The sequence below is a fragment of the Streptomyces sp. NPDC026659 genome, from assembly GCF_040638245.1.
In the GTDB taxonomy this organism is placed as follows: domain Bacteria; phylum Actinomycetota; class Actinomycetes; order Streptomycetales; family Streptomycetaceae; genus Streptomyces.
Window position 1 is genome coordinate 41,350 of sequence record NZ_JBEZXY010000010.1, and the last position, 24,303, is coordinate 65,652.

The window sequence follows — 24,303 nt, forward strand, 5'->3', positions numbered from 1 at the left end:
TTCGGGGAACGGTCCCGATGGGCAGGGTGAGGCGCGTGCGGCGACACTCGATACGTGAGGCGCGTCACTCCGTGCGGGGGACCTCCCGGCCCGCCGTTCCCGGGGGCCCGGGCGCGCGGACCCATGATGCGGGGGTCGGGCGCCACGCGCCGTGAACGGGCCGGTGCGGTCCGTCGGGATCGGGCCGGTGGCGGTCGTCGGAAACCACGAGATCAGACTTGGATGACTCGTTTTCTTGAATCTTTCGTGTTTATGGAGGTAGGTTCGGTGCCATGACCGCATCCCAGCCTCCGACCACCGCCGCGGAGCTGCGCGGTGCCGGCCTGCGCGTGACGGCGGCCCGCGTCGCCCTGCTGGAAGCCGTCCGCGACGGCGACCACCTCGGCGTCGAGGCGATCGCCGACAAGGTCCGCGACCGCGTGGGCCACATCTCCCTGCAAGCCGTCTACGACGCCCTGCACGCGCTCACCGCGGCGGGGCTCATACGCCGCATCGAACCGGCCGGCAGCCCCGCCCGGTTCGAGGGCCGCGTCGGCGACAACCACCACCACGCCGTCTGCCGGTCGTGCGGTGTCGTCGTCGACGTCGACTGCGCGGTGGGCCACGCACCGTGTCTCACCGCGTCCGACGGCCGGGGCTTCGCCATCGACGAGGCCGAGGTCGTCTACTGGGGCACCTGCCCCGACTGTTCCACCGGTCGTACGGCCTGAGCGCCGCGTCCCGTCCGTTTCGGAAGGATTGACATGCCCGACAACAAAGAAGCGATCGTCACTGACCCGAAGGACGAGGGAACCGGCGGCTGCCCCGTAGCCCACGGCGCCACCTCCCCCACCTCCCTGCACCCCGCCCTCGGCAGCGGCAACGACCGCTGGTGGCCCAAGCAGCTCAACCTGAAGGTCCTTGCCAAGAACCCGCCCGTCGCCAACCCGCTGGGCGGGGAGTTCGACTACGCCGAAGCCTTCCTGAACCTGGACCTGCCCGCGGTGAAGCGGGACATCGCCGAGGTCCTGACCACCTCGCAGGACTGGTGGCCCGCCGACTTCGGCCACTACGGCCCGTTCATCATCCGTATGGCCTGGCACAGCGCCGGCACCTACCGCACCCTCGACGGCCGCGGTGGCGGCGGCACCGGGCAGCAGCGCTTCGCCCCGCTGAACAGCTGGCCGGACAACGCCAACCTGGACAAGGCCCGCCGACTTCTGTGGCCGGTGAAGAAGAAGTACGGCAAGAACCTCTCCTGGGCCGACCTCATCATCCTCTCCGGCAACGTCGCCCTGGAGACCATGGGCTTCAAGACCTTCGGCTTCGGCGGCGGCCGCGTCGACGCCTGGGAGCCGGACGCCGACGTGTACTGGGGCCCGGAGACCACCTGGCTCGGCGACGAGCGCTACACCGGCGACCGTGAGCTGGACAAGCCCCTCGCGGCCGTCCAGATGGGCCTGATCTACGTCAACCCGGAGGGCCCCAACGGCAACCCGGACCCGATCGCCGCGGCCCGCGACATCCGCGAGACCTTCGCCCGCATGGCGATGAACGACGAGGAGACCGTCGCCCTGATCGCGGGCGGCCACACCTTCGGCAAGACCCACGGCGCGGGCCCGGCGAGCGACGTCGGCCCCGACCCGATGGACTCCCCGATGGAGCAGCAGGGCCTCGGCTGGAAGAGCAGCTACGGCACCGGCAAGGGCCCCGACACCATCACCTCCGGCCTCGAGGTCACCTGGAACTCCACGCCGATCACCTGGGACGAGAACTTCTTCGCCACCCTGTTCGGCTACGAGTGGGAGCTGACCGAGAGCCCGGCCGGCGCCCACCAGTGGAAGCCGAAGGACGGCGCGGGCGAGGGCACCGTGCCCAGCGCCTTCGACCCGGACAAGAAGATCGCGCCGAACATGCTCACGACGGACCTGTCGCTGCGCTTCGACCCGATCTACGGTCCGATCTCCCGCCGCTTCTACGAGAACCCCGAGCAGTTCGCGGACGCCTTCGCCCGCGCCTGGTACAAGCTGACCCACCGCGACATGGGCCCGAAGTCGCTGCTCCTCGGCCCCGAGGTCCCGGAGGAGACGCTGCTGTGGCAGGACCCGCTGCCGGAGCCGGTCGGACAGCCGATCGACGCCGCCGACGCCGCGGCGCTCAAGAGCAAGATCCTCGACACCGACCTCACCGTGCAGCAGCTCGTCGGCACCGCCTGGGCCTCCGCGTCCACCTTCCGCGGCAGTGACAAGCGCGGCGGTGACAACGGCGCCCGCGTCCGCCTGGAGCCGCAGCGCGGCTGGGAGGTCAACGAGCCCGACCAGCTCGCCCGGGTGCTGCGCACCCTCGAAGGCATCCAGGAGGAGTTCAACGCCTCCGCCGGTGCCAAGCACGTCTCCCTGGCCGACCTGATCGTCCTCGGCGGCGACGCCGCGGTGGAGCAGGCCGCCAAGGACGGCGGGTTCCCCGTCGAGGTGCCCTTCACCCCGGGCCGCGTGGACGCCTCCCAGGAGCAGACCGACGTCGAGTCCTTCGAGGCGCTCAAGCCCGCCGCCGACGGCTTCCGCAACTGGGTCGGCAAGGGCAGCAACCCCGGCCGCGCCGAGTACATGCTCGTCGACCGGGCCAACCTGCTCACCCTGAGCTCCCCGGAGATGACCGTCCTCATCGGCGGTCTGCGCGCCCTCGGCGCCACCTACCAGGGTTCCAAGCTCGGTGTCTTCACCGACCGCCCGGGCACGCTGACGAACGACTTCTTCGTCAACCTGCTCGACCTGGGCACCACGTGGAGCTCCACGAGCGAGGACCAGTCCACCTTCGAGGGCCGCGACGCGGCCACCGGCAAGGTCAAGTGGACCGGTACCCGTACCGACCTGGTCTTCGGCTCCAACGCCGAACTGCGCGCCGTCGCCGAGGTGTACGCCAGCGACGACGCCAAGGAGAAGTTCGTCAAGGACTTCGTCGCCGCGTGGCACAAGGTCATGAACCTCGGCCGGTTCGACCTCGCCTGACCGGTAGCCCCTCGGGCGCCCGGGACCGGCCCTCACGGGTCGGACCCGGGCGCCTTTGCCGTGCTCCCACCTGGGAATACGTGGCCTCCCACCTGGGATTACGCGGCTTTTCCCGCCTCCGACTGCGCCCACGCGGACCCGGGTGCACGATGGTGGTGAAGACGCCTTCGGGCCGACACTCCGCCACGCGGCCGTGAGCAGGCGAGAGGAGGCGGCGGCCGATGACTCGCACCCCATGGACGCCCCCGGTCACCCGGGTCCGCCTGTGGCGCTGGCGGCGCAACCCGCTGCGGCGGCGCAGCGATCTGGCCGAGGGCTGGATCATCCTTCTCACCTGGATCCTCGCCGTCCTGGGCGGCACGCTCGCGGGCTGGGCCGCCGGGCAGGCCGTGGACGCCTCGCTCGCCGCCCGGCGCGCGCAGGTGCACACCGTCGCGGCCGTGCTCACCGCCGACGCGGCCCGGACCGTCACGGACGGCAGCGGCTACGACGCCGACCACGTCTGGGGCACCGTCCGCTGGACCGACCCCGACGGCTCCGTGCACACCGGGCGCACGAAGGTGCGGCCCGGGACCGCCGAGGGCACCGCCACCACCGTGTGGACCGACGGCACCGGCCGGACCGTGCCCCCGCCCGCCTCCACCGCCGAGGCCGCCCTCCAGATCGTGCTGACCGGCCTCCTCGTCGCCCAGGTCAGCGGTACGGCGGTGTGGGCCGGGGGCCGGCTGCTGCGCGGCTCGCTGGTGCGGCGGCAGCTGTCCGAATGGGACAAGGAGTGGAAGCGGGTCGGGCCGGAGTGGCGCAAGTTCAGCGGGGGCAGGGGCTGAGGGGTCGCCGCCGGTCGGCGCGTAGGCCGCGAGGTGCGCGAGGGGATCCATTCAGGCGTCATGTCAAAAAGGCATGCGGGCTTCAAAGCTCCCCCTTGGACACGGGTGGTGTGCGGCTGTTTCGCTGTCCTCCCGTCGGCGGTCCACCGGGCCGGCGGCCGACTCCTACGGACGATCCGGGAGGACCTTCCCCATGCACCGCACCAACTCCGTACCCCGCCGCCGTCTGTTCCGGACGGGCGGTGCCCTCGCCGCGGCCGCCGCGCTCACGCCGACGGTGACGGCACGTGCCGCCGCCGACTCCGGGCCCGACGGCGTGACCGATCGCGACGTGACCGATCGACTGCGGTCGCTGGAGCGGGAGTACGACGCGCGTCTCGGCGTCTACGCCCGCAACACGCGCACCGGCCGGACCGTGACGTACCGCGCCGGGGAGTCGTTCGCGATGTGCTCGCTGTTCAAGGCGTTCGCGGCGGCGGCCGTACTGCGCGATCACTCCGGACCCGCAGGCCATGGCGGCCGTTCCGGGCTCGACGAGGTGATCCACTTCCCGCCCGCCGACATCCTCTCCAACTCCGAGCACAGCAAGGACTTTCTGGAGACGGGCATCCCCGTGCGCGAGGCGTGCAGGGTCGCCATCCAGTACAGCGACAACACGGCGGGCAACCTCATGCTGCGCCGCATCGGCGGCCCGGCCGGACTCACCCGGTTCTTCCGCTCCCTCGGCGACGAGGTGAGCAGGCTCGACCGGTGGGAGACCGATCTGAACACCGCGATCCCCGGTGACCCGCGCGACACCACGACCCCGTACGCCATCGGGCGCGGCCTGGAGCGGCTGACCCTGGGCAGCGCGCTCTCCGGGGCCGACAAGCGGCAACTCGTCGCCTGGCTGAGCGGCAACACCACCAGCACCAGGCGGTTCCGCGCCGGACTGCCCGCCGACTGGACGCTCGCGGACAAGACCGGCACCGGCTCCTACGCCAGTGCCCACGATCTCGGCATCGCCTGGACCACGCGCCGTACCCCCGTCGTGCTCGCCGTACTGACCACGAAGGCGGAGCGGGACGCGCCCGTGGACGAGTCGCTGATCGAGCGCACCGCCCGGCTGCTCGCGCCGGCCGTCGCACCCGGCGAATAACTCTTCTCGACAGGGGGGACGGGAGAGCTCCGGCGGTGTCCGTGTCCCGGGATGACGGGACATGTCGACCGCCCCAACTCCCGGATACCGGGCCCGATGCCGACATTGCCCATCCGTGCCGAGCTGCGAAATCAGTCGGGTTGAGCTTCTGGGGTGACGAACTCATGGGAAATTGACGGGAGTTGTAAAGCCGACAAGACTCTGGCCATCTTCGCTCGGTCTCGGGCCCGCGAAGCGACGCGACCGCTGTGCGCCGACGCCGGTGTGTCGTGTCCGCCACCTCCCACACCTGCCGAATGGACAGAGGCTCACCTTGTCACGCTCTCAACCAGCCAGGTCCCTCGCCGCGGTCGCGGCCACCTTCCTCGCGGCTGCGGTCGCGCCCCTGATCGGGGCCGGCTCGGCCCACGCCTCCGACGGCGGCGGCTGCCAGTCCGCCACCGTCCAGTACCGCCTGGTCGATGCGGACGGCAAGACCGTCGGCGCGGACTGGACCTCGCAGGGCGGTTTCCACCAGTGGGACACCGTCCCCGGCACCGTCGAGGTCCGCCTGGCCCCCGGCCAGAGCGTCGGCGAGGGCTGCAAGTACCCCGTCTCGCTGGCGGAGTACACCACGGAGGGCCCGAACTGGGCCTCCTCCGGCGCGCAGCAGATGGTCGACAAGGCCACCGTCTACCTGACCGACAAGGATGTCGCGGGCCAGGACGACGCGGGCCGCACCTGGCAGAAGCTCGGCGTCAAGGCGCCCACCTGCTTCGGTCAGATAGACCTCTACGGCGACGACATCGCCTACGACGGCAAGGAGGGCGAGGGCCACGGCCAGCTGCCCGACGTGCGGACCGGCGTGCTCACCCCGTACCACCTGATCGCCGCATGGAACGGCGGTGACAAGCGCTGCGAGTCCGCCACCCCGGAGTCGCCGTCGACGCCCTCCGCGCCCGCCCCGTCCGCCTCGGCCCCGGAGTCCCCCGCGAACCCGGAGCCGAGCGCGCCGTCGGGCAAGGAGACGGCCCCGGCGCCCAAGCCGAAGCCGTCCGGGACGCCGTCGACCAGCGCGGACATCCCGCCGCTGAGTACCAGCCCGTCGGCCGAGGCGAAGGTGTCGCCCAACGGTGGCGCCAAGCCGCCGCTGGCGGAGACCGGTGCCGGATCGGTCGGCATGATCGCGGGCGGGGCCGCCCTGGTGCTGGCTCTCGGCGCCGGAACGGTCTACGTCAGCCGCACGCGCCGTTCCTGACGGCGCACCACAGCGGGAGGGGGAGCCGTCGGCGGACGGCTCCCCCTCCTTTGTATGTACGGGCATGTGTGCAGGTCAGCGCGGGGTTACTGATCAGTTTCCCAATACCGGCAGTAACATGATGACCTTGACTTCGGGTGTTACCCGTCAGTCAACTCAGCGCGGTCCGCGAGGCCGCGCCCTGCCCGGAGATGGCCATGTCTGCTGCCGACGACGCATTCGAGAACGCGCGTTCCTCCTACGACCAGCACGTGCGCACGTGCCGCCAGTGCCACGCCGATGGCGCGGCCTGCGCGGTGGCCAAGCATCTGCTGCGCATCTACAACAACGCCCGCCGCGACCGTATGCGCGCGGGTGGCCCCGCGACGGCCTGACCCGCGAAGGTGCCCCCTCAGCGAAGCGGGGGCTCCTCCAGCAATTCCAGCAGTGCACGGCCACCGAGCGTGGCGGTCAGCGCGGAGACCGTGGGGAAGACCCCGGCCCAGGAACGGACCCGCCCCAGTACCCCGAGGCGCCAGGCGATGCGCGCCGCGCGCCGCAGTTCCGCCACCGTGTGGCCGTCGCCGGTCCACGGCTCCAGATAGGCGTCGCGCAGCCGGGGCAATACTCCGGTGCCGTACCGCTGCTCGGCCTGACGGCCCGGGACGCGCAGGCTGTTGAACGGGTGGGAGACGACGGCGTCCCCCCAGTCGAAGAAGGTGTAGCGGCCCGGCTCCGGGCGGAACACCTGCCCCTCGTGCAGATCCGCGTGGTCCAGCGAGTCGGGGATGCCCAGGGCCGCCAACTCGGCGCACCAGTCCACGAGACGGGGACGCAGCGCGGTCAGCCGGGCCCGTTCCGAGGGTTCCAGCGGCTCGCTCGCGTCCAGCAACTCGTCGAAGGATTCGGGGAGTTCGAGTGTGCCGATGCGCCGCACACCGAGCCGTTCGATCGCGTCCGCGTGCGGGACCAGGGCGCGCTGCGTCGTGGCGTACTGCTGGAGCAGGTCCTCCCATGCCCGGGGCTCCACGGCCTCGGTCTCCAGCACGGTACGGAACAGCGGGCCCCCGTGCGGCAGCAGCGACCAGCCGCGTGCGGCATCCACGGCGAGCGGTCGCAGCACCCGCCCCGGCACCCACTCGGCGAGGGCGGCGGTCAGCGGGGCCTCGAAGCGGCTCGCGGGCGGGTTCGCCTTGAACCACACGGTGCCGCCCTCGCCCAAGCCGCTGCCCGCGTCTTCGTCCACCAGCACCCGTACCAGCACCGACCACGGGCGCACCCGCGCGCTCGGCGCCCCGCTCGCGCGCAGCCCGTGCCCGGCCAGCCGCTCACCGATCCAGCCGAGCGCCTCCCGCTGCCAGTCCTCCCGCTCCCAGGGGGTGACCGCGTCCGGGTAGGCGCCCCGGTCCACGTCCATGGGTGTGTCCTGTCGCATCCGGCCATCCCAGCAGTGAAGTCCGGCGGCGACCAGCGGTTTTCGCGGCCCGGTCACTCCGCCGGGTGGGCCGACCGCACGATCAGGTCCCGCAGCTCCTCCACCGCCCGGGCACGGGCGCCGGTCAGCTCCGGGGACGTCACGGTGGCCGCCGTGACGGGGACAGGGCGCGGGCTGACCGTCATCTGGTGGCGGATCGCGTCGATCATCACCGGCAGCCGGCCCCACTCGCCGCCCACGACCACCACGTCCGGGTCGGTCAGGGCGACGGCCGCGCTCAGCACCCCGCCGACCGCCCGCGCGAGCGCGTCGCGCACCCGCGCCGGGTCCGTACCGCCGTCCCCGGTGACCGCCGCCCGTACGGCGTCGGCGTCGATGGCCGTCGAGTCGTCCCGGCGCAGTCCGAGCGCGGCGAACACCTCGGTCAGCGGCATCGCCGTACCGTCCGGACCCGGCACGCACACATGGGCGATCTCGCCCGCGAGGCCCCGGTGGCCGCGCCGCACGGCGCCGTCCGTGACGACGGCGCAGCCGAGTCCCTCGCCGAGATGGACGTACACGAAGTCGTCCACCCCGGCCGCGCCGCCCGCCTGACGTTCGGCGCGGGCCGCCCAGTTGATGTCGTTGTCCACCAGGACGGGCCCGTTCACCTGCGGGGCGACGACGGCCGCCGGGTCCAGGTCGCCCACCAGGAACGGGGCGTCGGGGAGCCGGACCAGTCGGCCGCTGGCCCGGTCCACCGGGTCGGCGGCGCTGACCACCGCCGTGCGCGGCGCGCCCCGCTCGGACGTGGCGAGCTTCTCGGCGACCTCGGCCAGCGCGCGGGCGGCCCGGCGTTCGCCCGCGTTGCGGCCGAGGTCCGCGCGGGCCCGGTCCACGGTGGCGCCGAGGGCGTCGACGGTCTCGCCGGTCACGCCGTACGGGGTGATGCTCGCGACCAGCGCCGTGCCGAGGCCGGGGGCGAGCGCGTAGTACGAGCCCGCGCGGCCGCGTCCCGTCGTCCGCTCGCCGGTGTCCACGAGCAGCCCGGCCCCGGCCAGGCGCTGGACGCCGTCGGAGATGGTCGGCTTCGAGATGCCGGTCAGTGCGGCGATCTCCGCCCTGGTCAGGCGCGGGTGCGCCATCAGCGCGCGCAGCACGTTCTCGTCGGTGAGCGCGCGGAGCATCTCCAGGGACGGCTTGGCGGGAGTCATGCCCCGCATCCTAGTAAGGGCTGTTGCCTAAACCTGCCGGGATGCCTACCGTGGGGATTGGTAAAGACTCCTGACTAAATCGTTGAGCGGAGTCCGTGCCGCCGTACGCCACCCACGCAGAGCCGTACCGAAGGAGCCGGGCGATGACGCTCGCCGCTGAACAGCAGCCCCAGACGGGGGAGTTGCCGCACTGGGAAACCGTGCCCGAGGATCTGCCCGCCGCGATCCGCACGATCAAGGCCGCGCTGCGCGCCCGTATCGAGGCGTCGGGCCGGACCGTCGAGGAGGTCTACGCGGTCGCCGAGCGGCGCGTGGCCGAGCGGGTCGCGGAGATCCGCGCGGCGCGCGAGGCGGGCGACCCGGTCTGGCCCGTGATCGAGTACGCCGACATCGAGAACGGCGCCGTGACCCCCGAGCAGCTCGCGGCGGTCGAGCGGCGCGGCTGTCTCGTGGTGCGCGGCCACTTCCCGCGCGAACGGGCCCTCGCCTGGGACGCCGGGATTGTGGACTACGTCGAGGGCAACCGGTTCTTCGAGAACTACCGGGGCCCCGGCGACGACTTCTTCGGCAGCGTCGGCTCCCGGCCCGAGATCTACCCGGTCTACTGGTCCCCGGCCCAGATGGAGGCCCGGCAGAGCGACCGCATGGCCCGGGTGCAGTCCTTCCTCAACTCCTTCTGGAAGCACACCTCCGACGGGGTCCAGTGGTTCGACCCCGACCGCGACGCGCTCTACCCGGACCGCATCCGCCGCCGTCCGCCGGGCGCTGACTCCGCGGGCCTCGGCGCCCACTGCGACCCCGGCACCCTCGACCTGTGGATGACCGGCGCCTACCAGCGCGCCTTCCGCCACCTCTTCGACGGCACGGTCGAGGAGTACGACCCCTGGAACCCGGCCCACCGCACGGCGGGACCGCAGTACCCCGGCTCGACCATGTGCTCGGCGTTCCGCACCTTCCAGGGCTGGACCGCGCTGTCCGACATGGACCACGACCAGGGCGTCCTGCACACCGTCCCGGTCCCCGAGGCGATGGCCCTGCTGATGCTCCGCCCGCTGCTGTCGGACGTCCCCGAGGACGACATGTGCGGGGTCACCGTCAACCGGGTCTTCCCCGCGAGCGAGAAGTGGCACCCCCTGCTCTTCGAAGCCCTCTCCGGCATCCCGGACGTGCGCGCCGGGGACTCCGTCTGGTGGCACTGCGACATGATCCACAGCGTGGCCCCCGTCCAGGACCAGCAGGGCTGGGGCAACGTCATGTACATCCCCGCCGCGCCGTGGTGCCCGCGCAACGAGGAGTACGCCGACTCGGTCCGCGCCGCCTTCCTCAGCGGCTCCAGCCCGTCCGACTTCCCCGAGGAGCACTACGAGCGCACCTGGCCGGACCGGTTCGGGGCCGAGTCCCTGAACGAGACGGGGCGCCGGGGGCTGGGCCTGGAAGAGACGCCGTAGGGGCAGTCCCCGAGCGTGCCCCAGGGGAGACCCCGAGCGCGGAATGGGGGAGACCCGGAGCCCGTCATGGGGGCCGCGATCGTGCCCCCGTACGAGGCAGTGCCCCGGCCCGGCGGCCTAGCGTCCTGGCATGACATCGATCAAGCCAATCGCCACCGACATCCTCCGGGCCGCGGCGCTCCTTCCGGTCAGTGTGGCCCGCTCCGGCACCGCGCTGAAGGGTCACACCCCCCACCGCTTACGCAGGCTGCTCCACGCGGGGACGGGCATCCTGCTCGGCGCCGTCGCGTTCGTGCTCGTCGGCATGGAACTGCTGGTCATCGCGCGCGGTGCGTTCTACGGCTTCGTCGACCAGGGGCCGTACGACCACTCGTGGGGTGGTCCGACGCTCGCCGGGGCCTGGCTGGTGCACTTCCTGGCCAGCCTTCCTGTCGTGGCCGGGGGCCTGGGCCTGCTGTGGTTCATCGCCGATCTGGACGACCGCCTGGGCGCCCGGTTCGTCCGGGGTGAACGAACCGGGGCCTGGGCGCTGCCCGCCGCGCTGCTGCTGTCGGCCGGGGCGGTCGGGTTCGTGATCGCCTGGATACACCAGCTATAGAGCGGGGACCTTCTCGCCCGGCTGTGCCTCCGCCTTGCTCAGCGCCGCGTCCCGGGTGTCCGGCATCAGGACGTACGTCACCAGGGAGACGAGCGCGCAGCCGGAGACGTACCAGAAGAAGAGGCGCTCGTGGCCGGCGTCCTTGAACCACAGGGCGACGTATTCGGCCGTGCCGCCGAAGAGGGCGTTGGCGACGGCGTAGGGGAGGGCGACACCGAGGGCGCGGACGCGGGTGGGGAACAGCTCGGCCTTCACCGCCGCGTTGATCGAGGTGTAGCCGGTGACGATCACCAGGGCGATCAGGGACAGCCCCAGCGCCGACCAGAAGGAGGACGCCGAGCCGAGCGCGGTCATGATGGGGTACGTGCCCACCGTGCAGCCCACCGCGAAGGTGATCAGCAGCGGCCTGCGGCCGATCCGGTCGGAGAGCATCCCGGCCAGCGGCTGGAGCAGGGCGAACACGGTGAGCGCGGTGAAACTCACCAGCGTGGCCGTCGACTTGCTCATGCCCGCGCTGCCGATGAGGTACTTCGTGAGGTAGGTGGTGTACGTGTAGTACGCCACCGTGCCGCCCAGGGTGAGCGCCATGACCAGGCCCGCCTGGCGCCGGTGCTCCCACAGCGCGGCGAGCGTGCCGCGCGCGGTCCGCGTGTCCTCGTCGGCGGCCTCCTCGGTGAACGCCGCCGTCTCCGTCAGCCGCCGCCGCAGCCAGAACACCACCAGGGCGAACACCGCGCCGAGCACGAACGGCAGTCGCCAGCCCCAGCTCTTCAACTGGTCCTCGGTCAGCGTGTGTTGCAGCGTGATCAGGATGGCGAGGCCAAGGAGCTGGCCGCAGGTCATCGACACGTACTGGAAGGAGGAGCCGAGCCCGCGCCGGTTGCGGGCGGACGCCTCGGTGAGATAGGTGGCGCTGGCCGCGTACTCGCCGCCGATGCTGAGCCCCTGGAGCAGCCGGGCGAGCAGGAGGACGAGGGCGCCGAAGTAGCCGACCTGGCCGTAGGTGGGGGCCACGGCGATGAGCAGCGCGGCCACCGACATCATCGTGACGGTCAGGGTCAGCGCGCTCTTGCGGCCGTGCCGGTCGGCGGCCCGCCCGAGGATCCACCCGCCGACCGGGCGCATCAGGAAGCCGACGGCGAAGATGCCCGCCGTGTTGAGCAGTTGGGTGGTCGGATTGTCGCCCGGGAAGAAGGAGTCGGCGAAGTAGATCGCGAAACTGGCGTAGACGAACCAGTCGTACCACTCGACGAGATTGCCGAGCGATCCGCCGACGAGGGCGAGACGGCGGCTGCCGGGGGAGTCCGTGGACGGTACGGCCGTGGGGGGTGTCATGGCGGCTCCAGGGGACGGCGAAGTCCCGGAGGCACGGCACACCTGCCGTTCCGCCGGGACACGGGTCCGCCCGATCATGAGTCACCGGCCCCACCCGCACAAGGGGCCGTCACCCCCGTGACGGCCCCCGGGGTCGGCCTACTTGAACCAGTACTTCACACCGTGGTGGTGCGAGCAGGTGCCCTGGGAGTGCTTCGAGTACGACACCGAGGCGTCCTTGCACTTCGCCGTCTCGTACTTGTCCTTCGGCTTCTGGTGGTGCGTCCAGCCGCACAGGCCGGTGGTGTGACGCACACAGTGGTGGGCCGTGTTCTTGGCCGGCAGCGCCGTCGCGGCGGACGCGGACGGGGCGCTGAAGAAGGCACCGGCGAGAGCGACGGCCACGGCCGTGGCGGCGAGGCGTGCGCGCAAAGGAATCCCCCCTGAGATCGATTGTGTGTTTCGCGTGAAGATCGTATCCCAGTTTCTTCACATGGTCTGCGAGTTGGGCGAGGAACGAGGTGTGCCAGGGAGGGCGTGCGTGAGGGAAGGGTCGCGCGAAACCGTGGTGCGGCGCGGTGCCCGGATGTATTGTCCAGAACTGGAATTCTGGTCCAGAAGTGCTGGTCGCCGGAGTCGCCAACCACCGTGCGAACGGAGGACGTTCATGGAACACCCCGATCCCGGGGAGCGCGACGCGGACGAACATCTGATCCGGGAGGCCGAGAAGATCGCCGTGGCTCTCGGCCGGATGTTCCCCGGGCTGTGCGAAGTGGTGCTGCACGACCTGCGCGATCCCGACCACGCGATCCGCGCGATAGAGAACAACCTCTCCGGACGTCAAGTGGGCGACGCCGCCACCGAGTTGGGCCTCGCCCGCATCGCCGACCCGCGCTACCCCGGCGTCGTCCAGAACTACCCCAACCGCTTCCCCGACGGCCGCCCCGCCAAGAGCACCTCCATCGGCATCAAGAACCGTGCCGGTGACTACGTCGCCGCGCTCTGCCTCAACCTCGACGTCTCCGTGCTCTCCCCGGTCGCCCTCACCCTCGGCCGTCTCGTCGCCACCGGCACCGAACACCCCGACGAGCCACCGGAGTCGCTCGGCGACCGCACCGCCCGCGAACTGCGCGCCGCCGTCGAGTCCCACGCCGCCCGGCGCGGCGCCACTCCGCGATCCCTGAGCCGCGACGACAAGAGGGAACTGGTGCGCCGACTCCACCAGGACGGCTACTTCGCCTCGCGGGACGCCGCCCGGACCATCGCGGACCTGCTCGGGGTCTCCCGGGCGACCGTCTACAACTACGCCGGATGAACCGTCCGCGACCACGCCGGACGACAGGCCCGTTCGAGCCCACCCGTACCGCCGATCACCCCAGGGAACCCACCATGGCCGCCGTACCCTCCCTCACCCTCGACGACGTCCGGGCCGCCGCCGCGCGCCTCAAGGGCATCGCCCACCGCACCCCGGTGCTCACCTCGCGCACCCTCAACGCCCGTGTCGGGGCGGAGGTGTTCGTCAAGTGCGAGAACTTCCAGCGGGTCGGCGCCTTCAAGTTCCGGGGCGCCTACAACGCCGCCGCCCGGCTCACCCCGGACCAACTGGCCAAGGGGATCGCCGCGTTCTCCTCCGGCAACCACGCCCAGGCCGTCGCGCTGGCCGCGCGTGAACTCGGCACCACCGCCGTCATCCTCATGCCCGAGGACGCGCCCCGCTCCAAGCTGGAGGCCACCCTCGGCTACGGCGCCGAGGTCGTCACCTACGACCGCTACACCCAGGAACGCAACGCGCTGGGCACCGATCTCGCCGAGGAGCGGGGCCTCGCTCTGATCCCGCCCTACGACCACCCGGACGTCATCGCCGGACAGGGCACCGCCGCGCTCGAACTCCTGGAGGACACCGGCGAACTCGACGCGCTCGTCGTGCCCGTCGGCGGCGGCGGCCTCATCGCGGGCAGCGCCACCGCCGCGAAGGCCCTCCAGCCGGACATCCGGATCGTCGGCGTCGAGCCCGAGGAGGGCGACGACACCAAGCGCTCCCTCGACACCGGCGAACGCGTCACCATCCCGGTACCGCGCTCCATCGCCGACGGCCAGGTGGTTCCCTCGCCCGGCGAGATCACCTTCGCGATCAACCGGCGGCTGGTGGACGCCATCGCCCTGGTCAGCGACGAGGAGATCGTGGAGGCGATGCGGTTCGCCTTCGAGCGACTGAAGATCGTCCTCGAACCGAGCGGTGCCACCGGCCTGGCCGCCCTCCTCTCCGGGCGCGTCGAGAACCTCCCGCGCCGCGTCGGCGTCATCGCCTCGGGCGGCAACATCGACACCCGCAGGTTCACCGAACTCGTCGGCTGACGACGCCGGTTCCGGGCGCGGTCACCAGCCCGCGCCCGGAGAGGCCGTACGCGCTACTCGGCCGGCAGCGCGTAGTCCGCGAGCGACACACTGCCCGAGTTGGCCAGCGGCACCCCGTCCAGGAAGGCCGCCGGCAGGTCGAACGCCTCCACCAGGGCGGCCATGTGTGGGGCCAGCTCGCGCAGCACGTCGTCCACCAACTCGGGCAGACCGCAGACCTGTTCGGGGGAGAGGTGCCCGTGCGCCAGCAGGTCGCCGCTGCGGGCGCTCGTCTCCTGGAGCAGGAACAGCAGGCACAGCCGTCCAAGGAGGGCCCGTGCCCCCGGCTCCGCCGCCCGGTCGGCCGCGTCCAGGAAGGCGTCGGCCGCCCGCAGCAGGGCGTGTGCCGCGACCATCTCCAGCGCCGCCGAGGAGGCGCCGTTCCAGCGGGCGACGGGATCACCGGACGGCCCCCGCCGCAGCCGGGTCCGCGCCCGGTCCCGCCAGATCGACTCCGCCCGGGCCAGCAACTCCCGCAGATGCCGGGGGTCGGTCAACTGGGCCGTACCGGCGGGGGAGTGGAGGGGGCCCAGGGGCGGCTGTTCGGCGAACAGCATCTCGGCGGCCGCCTTCACCCAGATCACCGTGTTGTCGCCCTCGGCGGTGACGGTGCCCTCGATGTACTGCGGGAACTCGGACAGCCCGTTGGCCGCGAACAGCGCCTGGGCGCCGCAGCGTTCACGGCACTCGACGGTGACCTCCCGCGCCTGCCAGGTGATCCAGCTCTTGGCGACGGCCACCAACCGCTCGGCCTCCGCCTGCCGTTCGGTGTCCGGGTCCGTGCGGTGCGCGGTCCAGCCGTCAAGTGCCCTGCGGTGCAGGAAGGTCATGGCGTACGAGGTCGCCAGGCCCTTCAACAGCGGCCCGTGGTGGGAGCGGTGGGCGTTCACGGGGATGCGCTCGCCCGCGCGCGGCCCGCTGACCTGCCGGTGGCCGCCGTAGCGCACGGCTATGGCGAGCGCGGCCCGGGTGGCGCCGATCGCCGCGCCGCTCATGCACAGCTTGCCCATGGTGACCCGGCCGATGGAGCGCAGGAACCGCTTGCGCCGGTTGCCGAGTTCACTGTGCAGCGTGCCCTCGGCGTCCAGGCGGCCGTGCGCGGACTCCAGCAGCGCCGAGCGGGGCAGCGGCACCCGGTCGAAGGACGTCACGCAGTGGTCCACGGGCGCGCCGGTGCGCATGGGCAGCCTGCGCACATGGACGCCCGGCCGCAGACCGTTCTCGTCGCTCAGCGGGGTCAGGAAGAGGAAGACGCCCTCGTCCCGGCCGTCCACCAGCAGGCGGGCGGCGACCACCGCACTCTTGGGGCCGCCGGTCAGACTCGTGTTGGGCATGAACTTCCGGGCGCCCGGGTGCGGGGTGTGCAGAACGAACCCGCCGGTCTCCGGGTCGAGTTCGGCGGTCGTCTCCAGGGCCGAGGCGTCGTTGCCGTGCTCCAGCTCCGTGCACAGGAACGTGCCGACGCGGCGGAGCGAGGTGAAGTCGGAGAGGTCGCGGCCGCCGTCGTGGTCGAGCAGGCTGCCGAGGAACAGGTTGTAGTGGATGCTCGCCACCGTGCACAGGCCGCCGCCACCGTCCACGATGGCCGCCCACTCGTGCAGGGCCGCGAGTTCCGCCGGATCGTCGGCGAGCCGTTCCGGCGCCCCGGCGGTGTCGTTCACCAGCCGCAGCCAGGCGTAGGAGAGTTCGGCGCGCTCGTCGGCACCGAGGCCCGGGCGGTGGCGGAAGGTGTCCCGCGCGATGAGCTCGCGCCAGCGGCCGTGCCCGCGCTCGCGCGCTCCGCCGTCGAACAGGAGCCGGGTCAGCTCCGCCACGGCCGCCCGGGACGGCACCGAACCGGACGAAGGGAGGGGGGACTTGTCGCGCTCGTCGTCGTCGTTCCCGGGTGCCGAGGGGAGTTCTACCTGAGGTGTCAGAAGAGTCATGGGCCCGCTCCCGTGGTCGCAGATCCGGCAGGAAGGGATGCGCAGTGTCAGAAGATACGGACCTTCCGGTTTGCTTATCAAGCACGACTCTGTCAATCGGTCACCGCATGGTTGCGTAATGTGGGCGCTTTCAGTTCGTCAACTGACCGAAACTGAACGGCTTTTGCAGGGATGGGGCACCCTTCCCGCAACGCCTCCGATCGGTCCGAAGGCGTTGTGATACCGGGCGGCACGTCTTATCGTGGCCGGCGGTGAGGGGCCCGGGCGCTCGTACGTGAGGGCGAGCGCACGCTTGAAAGGGCGACTTGCCGGGTGGCAGGATGCGTACCCGCCGGTCTCTTTCCGTCACCGACCGGGCCGTGAAGCCAGTGCGGAGGGTGTGCCGTGGCGCTGCAGGAACGTGCGATCAGGACAAGGCGCAACATCCTGGTGGCAGCCGCCGACGTGTTCGCCGACGTGGGGTACGAGGCCGCGACGATCTCCGAGATCCTGCAACGGGCCAACGTCACCAAGGGCGCCCTCTACTTCCACTTCGCCTCCAAGGAACAGCTCGCCCAGGCCGTGCTGACCGACCAGCTCACCTCGGTGCCGGACACCCCGCCGCGCGAACTGGTCCTCCAGGAGGGGCTGGACGCGGGCTTCCTCCTCGCCCATCTGCTCGGCGAGGGCGACCCGCTGGTGCGCGGCAGCGTCCGGCTCACCGTGGACCAGGGCTCGCCCCAGGACGGACTGGACCGACGGGTTCCCATGGCCTCCTGGATCGACCACAACGCCAAACTCCTGGCACGGGCGAAGGCGAGCGGCGAACTCCTGCCGCACGTCGACGTCGAGGCCGCCGCCAAGGCGTTCGTCGCCGCCTTCACCGGCGCCCAGGTGCTCTCCAAGATCATGAACGACCACACGGACCTCATGGAGCGCGTGGTCGACCTCTACCGGCATCTGATGACCAGCATCGCGGTCCCCGCCGTCCTCGTCCGCCTCGACATGGGCCTGGACCGGGGCGCCCGGGTCCACGCCGAGGCGCTGGCCCTGCGCCGGGAGGCAGAGGAGCCCGGCGTCACCGGCTGAGCGCCGGGAGCGGCGGGGCGCGGGGACCGGACCGCCGCCCGGCCGGTGCCCGGACCGCCCCCACCGGTAGCCGCCCTCGACCGGTGGCCAGGCGGTCGGCCCAGCGGGTCGTCCGACCGGCAGCCGGCCGACCCGACCAGGAGCCGCACCGCGGCCCGGCCGTGCCCGGACCCCGCCCGGACGGCCAGTACCCCTCCGCAACCCCTCTACCCACGGACCCACGGACCCGCCCGGACGCCGGGAACCTCCCGCCGGACGGCACCGCAGCACGACCACGTGAGCGCAGGACCGAACCAGGGAGGACACCGATGGAGACGACCGCCTGCCCCTACGTCTTGGACATCACCGGCCGCGACCACCAGGGCGAGGCCGCCCGGCTGCGCGGACAGGGCCCCGCCGTCCCCGTCGAACTGCCCGGCGGCGTGATCGCCTGGGCCGTCGTGCAACAGGCGTACGTGGAACGGCTGCTGGCCGACCCCCGCGTCTCGCGCAGCGCCCGGCTGCACTGGCCCGCGTTCATCGAGGGGAAGATCACCGAGGACTGGCCGCTGTACCCCTGGGTGGCCAACGAGAACATGCTCTTCGCCTACGGGGAACACCACTCCCGGCTGCGCAGGCTCGTCGCGGGCGCCTTCACCCTCCGCCGCTCCGAGGCGCTGCGCCCACGTGTCGAGGAACTCTCCGCCGAACTCCTCGACAGCCTCGCCGCCGTGGCCCCCGGCACCCCGGTCGACCTGCGCACCGACTACGCCGAGGTGCTGCCGCTGCGCGTCATCTGCGAGCTGTTCGGGGTGCCGCGCGGCGCCGACACCGACGCGCTCTCGGACGCGCTCAGCACCGTGTTCAGCTCCACGACCCCGGCCGCCGAGATGGAGGCCGCCCGGCTCCAGGCGTTCGGCCTGCTGGCCAAGCTGGTGGCGGTCAAGCGGGAGCGGCCCGGGGACGACCTCACCAGTTCCCTGATCGCCGCCCGTGACAACGGCGACCGGCTCACCGAGGAGGAACTGCTCGGCTCCCTCTTCATGTTCATCGCAGCGGGCCAGGACACCACCGCCACCCTCATCACCAACGCGGCCGGCGCCCTGCTCACCCACCCCGAGCAGCTGGAGCACGTCCGGGAGGGGCGGGCGACCTGGGCCGACGTGGTCTCCGAGGCGATGCGGGTGCACACGCCCGGCGCGTACTCGCCGCTGCGGTTCGCCGTCGAGGACATCGACCTGGACGGCGTGACCATCCGCAAGGGCGACTGCATCCTCGTCGACTTCGCGGCGGGCGGCCACGAGACCGACCGGCACGGGCCGGACGCGAGCGGCTTCGACGTGCTGCGCACCAAGCGCGACATCCTCGGCTTCGGCCACGGTCCGCACCGCTGCCTGGGCGCCCCGCTCGGCGAGATCGAGGCCGCCTCCGCGCTCGCGAAGCTCTTCGGGCTCTTCCCTGACGTACGACTGGCCTGCGCGCCCGAGGAGTTGCAGCCGCTGCCCACCTTCATGCTCAACGGATTCCGCTCGCTGCCGGTGCTGCTGCGTCCGACGGACGCCTGACCGGCGTACGGCGCGGGCCCGTTCCCGGAACGGGCCCCGAAGGGGGAGCGCCATGGTCACGCAGGAACGGGCCGTCCGGACCCGGCAGGCCCTCGTCCACGCGGCGGCGGAACTCTTCGCCGCCCACGGGTACGCCCGTGCCTCCTTACCCGCGATCAGCGCGCGGGCCGGGGTGAGCACGGGTGCGCTGCACTTTCATTTCCCGGACAAGGACGCCCTGGCCGGCGAGGTCGAGCGGGTGGCGGCCCGTACGGTACGGGAACTGGCCGGGCGCTGCGGGCGCTCCGAGGGCAGCGCGCTCGGGGCGCTCGTCACCGCCACCCGTCAGCTCGCGGTCACCCTCGCCGCCGACCCCGTGACCTCGGCGGGCTTCCGGCTCGGCGGCGACCCCGCGCGGCGGCACCGGGCCGGACTGCTCGACTGGTGGCAGGCGTGGGTGCGCGAGACGGTAGGCCGGGCCGAGGCGGCGGGCGAACTGGCCGACGGCGTCTGCTCCGAGGGCGCCGTGGTGGCGGTCGTCGCCGCCACAGCAGGGTTCGAGACGCTGGGCAGCCGGGACCGCGACTGGCTGTCCCGCGAGCGGATGGACCGCTTCTGGACCCTGCTCCTGCCCTGCCTGGCCTCCCGCCCGCCCACGAAAGAACCCCGCCCCTGACTTCCCAGGGACGGGGCCTTCGATGGAGCGCCGGGCAGGCCTTGCACCTGCATTTTCCCGCAGGAAGCGGGACGTCTTTCCTTGGACCACCAACGCACGGCGCGTCACCCGCACTTGGGTGCCTCGCTCATGAGCAAGCTTATCCTACGAATTCCGGGAGGTGAGCCGTGCCCGACGGCTGGACGTGGGACGAGACCCTGTTCGCGGGCACGGCCGCGCACTACACGCGCGGGCGCCTGCCGTACGCCCCCGAGCTGGCACCCGTGCTGGCCCGCGCGCTGCGCCTGGACGGCACCGGCCGACTGCTGGACCTGGGCTGCGGCCCCGGCACGCTGGCCCTGCGGCTCGCGCCCCTGTTCGCGGAGACGGTCGGCGTGGACCCCGACCCCGGGATGATCGAGGAGGCGCGCCGGCTGTCCGTCGCGGCCGACAGGACGGTCTGGCTGCGGGCACGGGCCGAGGAACTGCCCGCCGGACTGGGCACCTTCGACGTGGCGGTCTTCGGGCAGTCGTTCCACTGGATGGACCGTCCCTCGGTCGCGGCGACGGTCCGGGAGCTGCTCCGGCCGGGCGGAGCGCTGGTGCACGTCGCGGATCTCAAGGGCGGGGAGGCCGCCGGGGAGACGCGGTGGCCGCGTGTCCCGTACGGGGATGTCGCGCGGCTGGTGAAGGAGTACCTCGGGCCCGTACGGCGCGCGGGCCGGGGGCTGTTGCCGCGCGGCACGCCCGGGGGAGAGGCGAAGGTCTTCCGTGAGGCGGGGTTCCTCGGGCCCGAGCGGTATGTCGTGCCCGGTGCCGGGGAGTTGGAGCGCGGCGAGGACGACGTCGTCGCCCGGGTGTTCTCGCTGTCCTCGTCGGCGCCGGGGCTGTTCGGGCACCGGGTGGACGAATTCGAGGCGGAGCTGCGGGAGTTGTTGCGGGCGTGCTCGCCGGAGGGGTGTTTCGCGGAACGGGCGCCCGATACCGAGGTGTTCGTGTGGCGCACCCCGTGAACCCGGCGTCGCCGTGCCCCCGGAGCGGGGACACGGCGCGGTGGGTCGGCGGGTGCCGTCAGACCGTGCCGCTCTCGGCGACGGTGATCTTGCCCCGGGTGGCGCCGCTGTCGCTGCCCAGGCCCTCGATCCTGTCCACGATGTCCTGGCCCTCGACGACCTCGCCGAAGACGACGTGCTTGCCGTCGAGCCACGGGGTGACGACGGTGGTGATGAAGAACTGCGAGCCGTTGGTGTTCGGGCCCGCGTTCGCCATGCTCAGCAGGTACGGGCGGTCGTGCTTGCGGGAGAAGTTCTCGTCCGCGAACTTCTCGCCGTAGATGCTCTTGCCGCCGGTGCCGTTGCCCCGGGTGAAGTCGCCGCCCTGCAGCATGAACTGCGGGATGACGCGGTGGAACGGGGAACCGGCGTAGCCGAAGCCGTGCTCACCGGTGGCCAGCTCGCGGAAGTTCTTGGCGGTCTTGGGGACCACGTCGTCGTAGAGGCGGAAGACGATCCGGCCGGCCGGCTGGTCGTCGATGTTGACGTCGAAGTAAACGTTGTCGCTCATGGAGATCAACCTACCGTCGTGGGGCGCGCGGCGTTCACCGACGCCCGGTTCCGAGTGCTGTCAGGAGTGTGATCCTTTACGCACAACCGCCTGGGTATTTTCGATTGCAATCGTTAACGGGGGTGTCGGTGGGACTCAATGGCCTCACCGGAGAGCCGCGTTGACGGACCTCGGTGCCCGTTATCTGCGCACCTGTGAATCATGTCACCCCTTGCCCCGCGCTCGCGATCCGCCGAACAACTGACCTACCAAGTGACCGGCAGCGTCCTCGGCCCCCGGATCAGTCCGTCGCGCTGGAACTCGACCTCCCCGGGCGGCACCGCCAGCCGCAGCGCGGGGAAGCGTTCCAGCACGGAGCCGATCAGCACCTCCGCCTCCATCCGGGCCATCAGCGCGGCCAGACAGAAATGCGGCCCGTGGCCGAAGGCGACGTGTCCGGGGCCGGTGCGGTCGAAGTCGAGCGCGTCCGGGTCGGGGAACGCCTCGGGGTCGCGGTTGGCGGCGACGTAGGCGTTGTAGACGGCCTCTCCCTTGCGGATCAGATGGCCGCCGATCTCCACGTCCTCGGTGGCGATGCGGGGGATGCCCACGCCGTTGCGGTGCGGGACGAAGCGGAAGAGCTCCTCCACCGCCCTCGGCAGCAGCTCCGGCTCGCGCCGCAGCCGTGCGAACTGCTCCGGATGGGTGAGCAGCGCGTACATCATCGACCCGCTGTTGTTGCGCACCGCGTGACCGCCGCTGACGTAGACGGCCATGGCCAGCGAGACAGCCTCGTCGTCGGTGATCTCACCGGTCGCCGCGGCGGCCGCCAGCACCCCGGCGAGGTCGTCGCGCGGCTCCTCGCGGCGGCGGCGCAGCAGGTCCACGACCCGGCCGCGCGTCGTCGCCCGGGCCTGCTTGTTGCGGTCCTCGCCGGCCGCGGCCTTGGACAGCAGCGCCTCGGAATGGCCCGCCCAGGCCCGCCAGTCGTCCTCGTCGGCGCCCAGGAACGCGCAGACCACGGCGATCGGGAACGGCGTGTACAGATGCTCCATGAGGTCGCCGGGCGGGCCCGCCTGCTCCATGCCGTCCAGCGCCCGGTGGGCGATGCGTTCCGCCACGGGCCGCAGCCGCGCCATGCTCCGCGCGGTGAACGCACGCGCCACGACCCGCCGCAGCACCGTGTGCCGGGGCGGGTCGATGTACTGCAGCCCCGCCGTCTGCGAGGCGACCGCCTGCGGGGCCATGCTGGTCACCGAGCGCCCGACCAGCTCGGCGCGGGAGAAGCGGGGGTCGGAGGTGACCGCGCGGACGTCCTCGTACCGGGTCACCAGCCAGGCGTGCCCGTCGCCGTACGGCAGGCTGACGCGGGTGATGGGCTCGTCCCGCAGCAGTTCGTCGAAGAACGGGTCGGGGTCGAGCGCGGGCAGGTCCTCGACGGTCCACGGCCGTACCGGCGGCGGGGGCGGGGGAGAGGCGGGCGCGGCGTCCGGCGTGGACGTGGAGTCGAAGGGCATGGCGCATCACTCCCAGGTTGCCGGTCTGCCCGGCGGTGCGAACTCTGCCCCGAAGCCTGCCTCAGCCCCGCGGAGCCCGCACGCCGGACGCGTCCGGCGCGGGAGTCACCAAGTCCGGCGAGTGAGTCACCAGTAGTGACGACGGCCGGCGACCGCGTGACCGGTGGACCCCAGGATCCACAGCACGGCACCCACCACCAAGAGGATGATGCCGATGGTCCACAGGATCGAGATCCCGGTGAGAAAACCGATGATGAGCAAGATGACGCCGACGGCGATCATGGTCTGCCTCCAGGTGAAGGAGTTCCTGCCTCTCCTGGTGCCCCCGAACCGCGCACATTCTCCTGCCCGCGCGGGAATTCTCCGGCCGGGCGTCACGACTGTGCGTCAGGACCGCCGCCGCGCCCCGTCCTCGGGCCGGGTGGGCAGCGCGAGGTGGGCGAGGTCGCCCGGCGGCGGCGTATGCTCCGGCCACAGCGGAGCGGCCCCGCCGTCGGCCACGGCGGCGGGCGCGTCGGTGAGGTTCATGCGCTCACGCAGCCGCCCGTAGAAGTCCATCGGCCCGAGCCGCACCACGCGCAGCCTGCGGGACGCGGCGTACACCCCGATCCAGTCGCCGGGGTTGAGCACCCCGCGCACCTGGCCGTCGATGCTGACGGCGGCCGGTCCCGAGCGCTCCAGGACGCGCAGCGCGATCGGCTCGTCCGGGGCGGCAAGGACCGAGCGGTTGAACGCCATGTGCGGCGCGACCGGCGTGAACAGCAGCCCCTCCGCGCGCGGTGAGACGACCGGGCCCCCGGCCGCGAAGCTGTACGCCGTCGAGCCCGTGGGCGTCGCCACCATCAGCGCGTCGGCCGAGTACGAGGCGAGCAGCTGCCCGGCGATGTACACGCCCACCGAGACCTGCCGGTCCCGCGTCAGCCGCTCCACGACCACGTCGTTGAGCGCGGTGACGTTCAGAGCGACACCCCAGTCGTCGCTCTGCTCGCACTCCCCGCGCACCCTCGGCGGCGGGAGCAGCGGGCCGCGCCCGTGACCCACCAGCGGCTCCATGTGCCCCGGCACTTCGAGGCGGCACGAGGCACGCAGGGTGAGCAGCATCCGGCTCTCCACGTCGAACCGGTTCTCCCGGACGGCGTCCAGGGCGGCGCGCACCGCCGGTGCGGGCACCTCGGTCAGGAAGCCGACGCGCCCCAGGTCGACCCCGAGGATCAGGGCGTCGTCCTCCGTCGCGAGGCGCGCACCGCGCAGGAAGGTGCCGTCGCCGCCCAGGGTGACGATCAGATCCGGGTCGTGCGCGGCGGTGACCTCCTCACGGGCGCTGTGCCGCGCGCCGTCGCCCCACACGTCGATGTCCGCGCAGCCCACCGTGTGCTCGGCGCACCACTCGCGCACGACGTCCGCCGCGGCCAGGGCCGCGGGCCGTCCGGCGTGGACGACCAGGCCGATCCGGTTCACCGTCATGTCCGTCGCCTCCCGGCCGCTCGCCCAGAGGGCCATCCTCGCCGGGAACCGGTACGGGC

The 24,303-nt window shown here is 72.2% G+C and carries 23 protein-coding genes; 14 read left to right on the top strand and 9 right to left on the bottom strand.

Translation table 11 applies throughout. The features are described 5' to 3' along the window. Positions 1 to 272: 272 nt before the first annotated feature. From AB0E91_RS24255 to AB0E91_RS24280, 6 genes are all read left to right on the top strand, one after another. The gene (locus AB0E91_RS24255) at positions 273 to 710 is read left to right on the top strand and encodes a Fur family transcriptional regulator (RefSeq protein WP_161183499.1); all 438 of its coding nucleotides are present in this window, start codon (positions 273 to 275) and stop codon (positions 708 to 710) included. Between the two features lie 33 nt (positions 711 to 743). Beyond that, positions 744 to 2,987 carry a catalase/peroxidase HPI gene (katG, locus tag AB0E91_RS24260; RefSeq protein WP_361785641.1) on the top strand — a complete coding sequence of 748 codons (2,244 nt, stop codon included), beginning with the start codon at positions 744 to 746 and terminating at the stop codon, positions 2,985 to 2,987. Positions 2,988 to 3,208: 221 nt separating this feature from the next. After that, entirely contained in the window at positions 3,209 to 3,814 is a 606-nt protein-coding gene (locus tag AB0E91_RS24265) for a hypothetical protein (RefSeq protein ID WP_361785644.1), read from the top strand. Between the two features lie 193 nt (positions 3,815 to 4,007). Beyond that, positions 4,008 to 4,952, top strand: a complete 945-nt coding sequence (bla, locus tag AB0E91_RS24270; RefSeq protein WP_361785647.1) for a class A beta-lactamase — start codon at positions 4,008 to 4,010, stop codon at positions 4,950 to 4,952. Between the two features lie 313 nt (positions 4,953 to 5,265). Then, complete coding sequence (locus AB0E91_RS24275) at positions 5,266 to 6,189, top strand: hypothetical protein (RefSeq protein ID WP_361785650.1); 924 nt, start codon at positions 5,266 to 5,268, stop codon at positions 6,187 to 6,189. 197 nt (positions 6,190 to 6,386) lie between these two features. Next, positions 6,387 to 6,563: a hypothetical protein gene (locus AB0E91_RS24280; protein ID WP_361785653.1), complete on the top strand. Its 177-nt coding sequence runs from the start codon at positions 6,387 to 6,389 to the stop codon at positions 6,561 to 6,563. 17 nt (positions 6,564 to 6,580) lie between these two features. Here AB0E91_RS24280 and AB0E91_RS24285 read toward each other — a convergent pair whose 3' ends face one another. Together AB0E91_RS24285 and AB0E91_RS24290 are read right to left on the bottom strand one after the other, a co-directional pair. Beyond that, entirely contained in the window at positions 6,581 to 7,603 is a 1,023-nt protein-coding gene (locus AB0E91_RS24285; protein WP_361785656.1) for an aminoglycoside phosphotransferase family protein, read from the bottom strand. A gap of 53 nt (positions 7,604 to 7,656) precedes the next feature. Further along, entirely contained in the window at positions 7,657 to 8,796 is a 1,140-nt protein-coding gene (locus tag AB0E91_RS24290) for an ROK family transcriptional regulator (protein WP_361785659.1), read from the bottom strand. 143 nt (positions 8,797 to 8,939) lie between these two features. Here AB0E91_RS24290 and AB0E91_RS24295 point away from each other — a divergent pair, with 143 nt between their 5' ends. After that, entirely contained in the window at positions 8,940 to 10,244 is a 1,305-nt protein-coding gene (locus tag AB0E91_RS24295) for a DUF1479 domain-containing protein (protein WP_361785662.1), read from the top strand. A gap of 130 nt (positions 10,245 to 10,374) precedes the next feature. Further along, positions 10,375 to 10,842, top strand: coding sequence for a hypothetical protein (locus tag AB0E91_RS24300; protein ID WP_361785665.1), 468 nt, complete (start codon positions 10,375 to 10,377; stop codon positions 10,840 to 10,842). Here the strand turns inward: AB0E91_RS24300 and AB0E91_RS24305 are convergent. Beyond that, positions 10,837 to 12,177, bottom strand: coding sequence for an MFS transporter (locus AB0E91_RS24305; protein WP_361785668.1), 1,341 nt, complete (start codon positions 12,175 to 12,177; stop codon positions 10,837 to 10,839). The two genes, AB0E91_RS24300 and AB0E91_RS24305, sit on opposite strands and share 6 nt — an antisense overlap. A gap of 138 nt (positions 12,178 to 12,315) precedes the next feature. Then, positions 12,316 to 12,588 carry a DUF3761 domain-containing protein gene (locus AB0E91_RS24310; protein ID WP_361785671.1) on the bottom strand — a complete coding sequence of 91 codons (273 nt, stop codon included), beginning with the start codon at positions 12,586 to 12,588 and terminating at the stop codon, positions 12,316 to 12,318. 235 nt (positions 12,589 to 12,823) lie between these two features. Between AB0E91_RS24310 and AB0E91_RS24315 the strand changes: the two genes are divergently transcribed. Then, positions 12,824 to 13,471 carry a PAS domain-containing protein gene (locus tag AB0E91_RS24315; RefSeq protein WP_361785674.1) on the top strand — a complete coding sequence of 216 codons (648 nt, stop codon included), beginning with the start codon at positions 12,824 to 12,826 and terminating at the stop codon, positions 13,469 to 13,471. Between the two features lie 74 nt (positions 13,472 to 13,545). Next, positions 13,546 to 14,511 carry a threo-3-hydroxy-L-aspartate ammonia-lyase gene (locus AB0E91_RS24320; protein ID WP_361785677.1) on the top strand — a complete coding sequence of 322 codons (966 nt, stop codon included), beginning with the start codon at positions 13,546 to 13,548 and terminating at the stop codon, positions 14,509 to 14,511. A gap of 53 nt (positions 14,512 to 14,564) precedes the next feature. On the opposite strand, the gene AB0E91_RS24325 is transcribed toward AB0E91_RS24320, so the two are convergent. Further along, positions 14,565 to 16,475 (bottom strand): acyl-CoA dehydrogenase, encoded by a 1,911-nt coding sequence (locus tag AB0E91_RS24325; RefSeq protein ID WP_361785680.1) that lies wholly within the window; start codon positions 16,473 to 16,475, stop codon positions 14,565 to 14,567. Between the two features lie 384 nt (positions 16,476 to 16,859). Here AB0E91_RS24325 and AB0E91_RS24330 point away from each other — a divergent pair, with 384 nt between their 5' ends. From AB0E91_RS24330 to AB0E91_RS24345, 4 genes are all read left to right on the top strand, one after another. Beyond that, positions 16,860 to 17,543: a ScbR family autoregulator-binding transcription factor gene (locus tag AB0E91_RS24330; RefSeq protein ID WP_361109126.1), complete on the top strand. Its 684-nt coding sequence runs from the start codon at positions 16,860 to 16,862 to the stop codon at positions 17,541 to 17,543. A 308-nt stretch (positions 17,544 to 17,851) separates the two neighbouring features. Continuing rightward, complete coding sequence (locus AB0E91_RS24335; RefSeq protein WP_361785684.1) at positions 17,852 to 19,087, top strand: cytochrome P450; 1,236 nt, start codon at positions 17,852 to 17,854, stop codon at positions 19,085 to 19,087. Positions 19,088 to 19,139: 52 nt separating this feature from the next. Continuing rightward, entirely contained in the window at positions 19,140 to 19,742 is a 603-nt protein-coding gene (locus AB0E91_RS24340) for a ScbR family autoregulator-binding transcription factor (RefSeq protein ID WP_361785687.1), read from the top strand. Positions 19,743 to 19,909: 167 nt separating this feature from the next. Next, the gene (locus tag AB0E91_RS24345; RefSeq protein ID WP_361785690.1) at positions 19,910 to 20,734 is read left to right on the top strand and encodes a class I SAM-dependent methyltransferase; all 825 of its coding nucleotides are present in this window, start codon (positions 19,910 to 19,912) and stop codon (positions 20,732 to 20,734) included. A 58-nt stretch (positions 20,735 to 20,792) separates the two neighbouring features. Here AB0E91_RS24345 and AB0E91_RS24350 read toward each other — a convergent pair whose 3' ends face one another. The 4 genes from AB0E91_RS24350 to AB0E91_RS24365 all read right to left on the bottom strand — a co-directional run bounded on the left by AB0E91_RS24350 (position 20,793) and on the right by AB0E91_RS24365 (position 24,244). Further along, entirely contained in the window at positions 20,793 to 21,284 is a 492-nt protein-coding gene (locus AB0E91_RS24350) for a peptidylprolyl isomerase (protein WP_361785693.1), read from the bottom strand. Between the two features lie 245 nt (positions 21,285 to 21,529). Continuing rightward, positions 21,530 to 22,780 carry a cytochrome P450 gene (locus AB0E91_RS24355; RefSeq protein WP_361785696.1) on the bottom strand — a complete coding sequence of 417 codons (1,251 nt, stop codon included), beginning with the start codon at positions 22,778 to 22,780 and terminating at the stop codon, positions 21,530 to 21,532. 126 nt (positions 22,781 to 22,906) lie between these two features. After that, entirely contained in the window at positions 22,907 to 23,062 is a 156-nt protein-coding gene (locus AB0E91_RS24360) for a DUF6131 family protein (protein WP_161178559.1), read from the bottom strand. Positions 23,063 to 23,167: 105 nt separating this feature from the next. Continuing rightward, positions 23,168 to 24,244, bottom strand: coding sequence for an NAD(+)/NADH kinase (locus AB0E91_RS24365; protein WP_361785699.1), 1,077 nt, complete (start codon positions 24,242 to 24,244; stop codon positions 23,168 to 23,170). Positions 24,245 to 24,303 lie beyond the last annotated feature (59 nt).

Bases quoted from the DNA above. Each gene is read 5' to 3' on its own strand.
- AB0E91_RS24255 (WP_161183499.1), top strand. From the start codon at position 273: ATGACCGCATCCCAGCCTCCGACCACCGCCGCGGAGCTGCGCGGTGCC.
- katG (WP_361785641.1), top strand. From the start codon at position 744: ATGCCCGACAACAAAGAAGCGATCGTCACTGACCCGAAGGACGAGGGA.
- AB0E91_RS24265 (WP_361785644.1), top strand. From the start codon at position 3,209: ATGACTCGCACCCCATGGACGCCCCCGGTCACCCGGGTCCGCCTGTGG.
- bla (WP_361785647.1), top strand. From the start codon at position 4,008: ATGCACCGCACCAACTCCGTACCCCGCCGCCGTCTGTTCCGGACGGGC.
- AB0E91_RS24280 (WP_361785653.1), top strand. From the start codon at position 6,387: ATGTCTGCTGCCGACGACGCATTCGAGAACGCGCGTTCCTCCTACGAC.
- AB0E91_RS24285 (WP_361785656.1), bottom strand. From the start codon at position 7,603: ATGCGACAGGACACACCCATGGACGTGGACCGGGGCGCCTACCCGGAC.
- AB0E91_RS24290 (WP_361785659.1), bottom strand. From the start codon at position 8,796: ATGACTCCCGCCAAGCCGTCCCTGGAGATGCTCCGCGCGCTCACCGAC.
- AB0E91_RS24295 (WP_361785662.1), top strand. From the start codon at position 8,940: ATGACGCTCGCCGCTGAACAGCAGCCCCAGACGGGGGAGTTGCCGCAC.
- AB0E91_RS24300 (WP_361785665.1), top strand. From the start codon at position 10,375: ATGACATCGATCAAGCCAATCGCCACCGACATCCTCCGGGCCGCGGCG.
- AB0E91_RS24305 (WP_361785668.1), bottom strand. From the start codon at position 12,177: ATGACACCCCCCACGGCCGTACCGTCCACGGACTCCCCCGGCAGCCGC.
- AB0E91_RS24315 (WP_361785674.1), top strand. From the start codon at position 12,824: ATGGAACACCCCGATCCCGGGGAGCGCGACGCGGACGAACATCTGATC.
- AB0E91_RS24320 (WP_361785677.1), top strand. From the start codon at position 13,546: ATGGCCGCCGTACCCTCCCTCACCCTCGACGACGTCCGGGCCGCCGCC.
- AB0E91_RS24325 (WP_361785680.1), bottom strand. From the start codon at position 16,475: ATGACTCTTCTGACACCTCAGGTAGAACTCCCCTCGGCACCCGGGAAC.
- AB0E91_RS24335 (WP_361785684.1), top strand. From the start codon at position 17,852: ATGGAGACGACCGCCTGCCCCTACGTCTTGGACATCACCGGCCGCGAC.
- AB0E91_RS24340 (WP_361785687.1), top strand. From the start codon at position 19,140: ATGGTCACGCAGGAACGGGCCGTCCGGACCCGGCAGGCCCTCGTCCAC.
- AB0E91_RS24350 (WP_361785693.1), bottom strand. From the start codon at position 21,284: ATGAGCGACAACGTTTACTTCGACGTCAACATCGACGACCAGCCGGCC.
- AB0E91_RS24355 (WP_361785696.1), bottom strand. From the start codon at position 22,780: ATGCCCTTCGACTCCACGTCCACGCCGGACGCCGCGCCCGCCTCTCCC.
- AB0E91_RS24360 (WP_161178559.1), bottom strand. From the start codon at position 23,062: ATGATCGCCGTCGGCGTCATCTTGCTCATCATCGGTTTTCTCACCGGG.
- AB0E91_RS24365 (WP_361785699.1), bottom strand. From the start codon at position 24,244: ATGACGGTGAACCGGATCGGCCTGGTCGTCCACGCCGGACGGCCCGCG.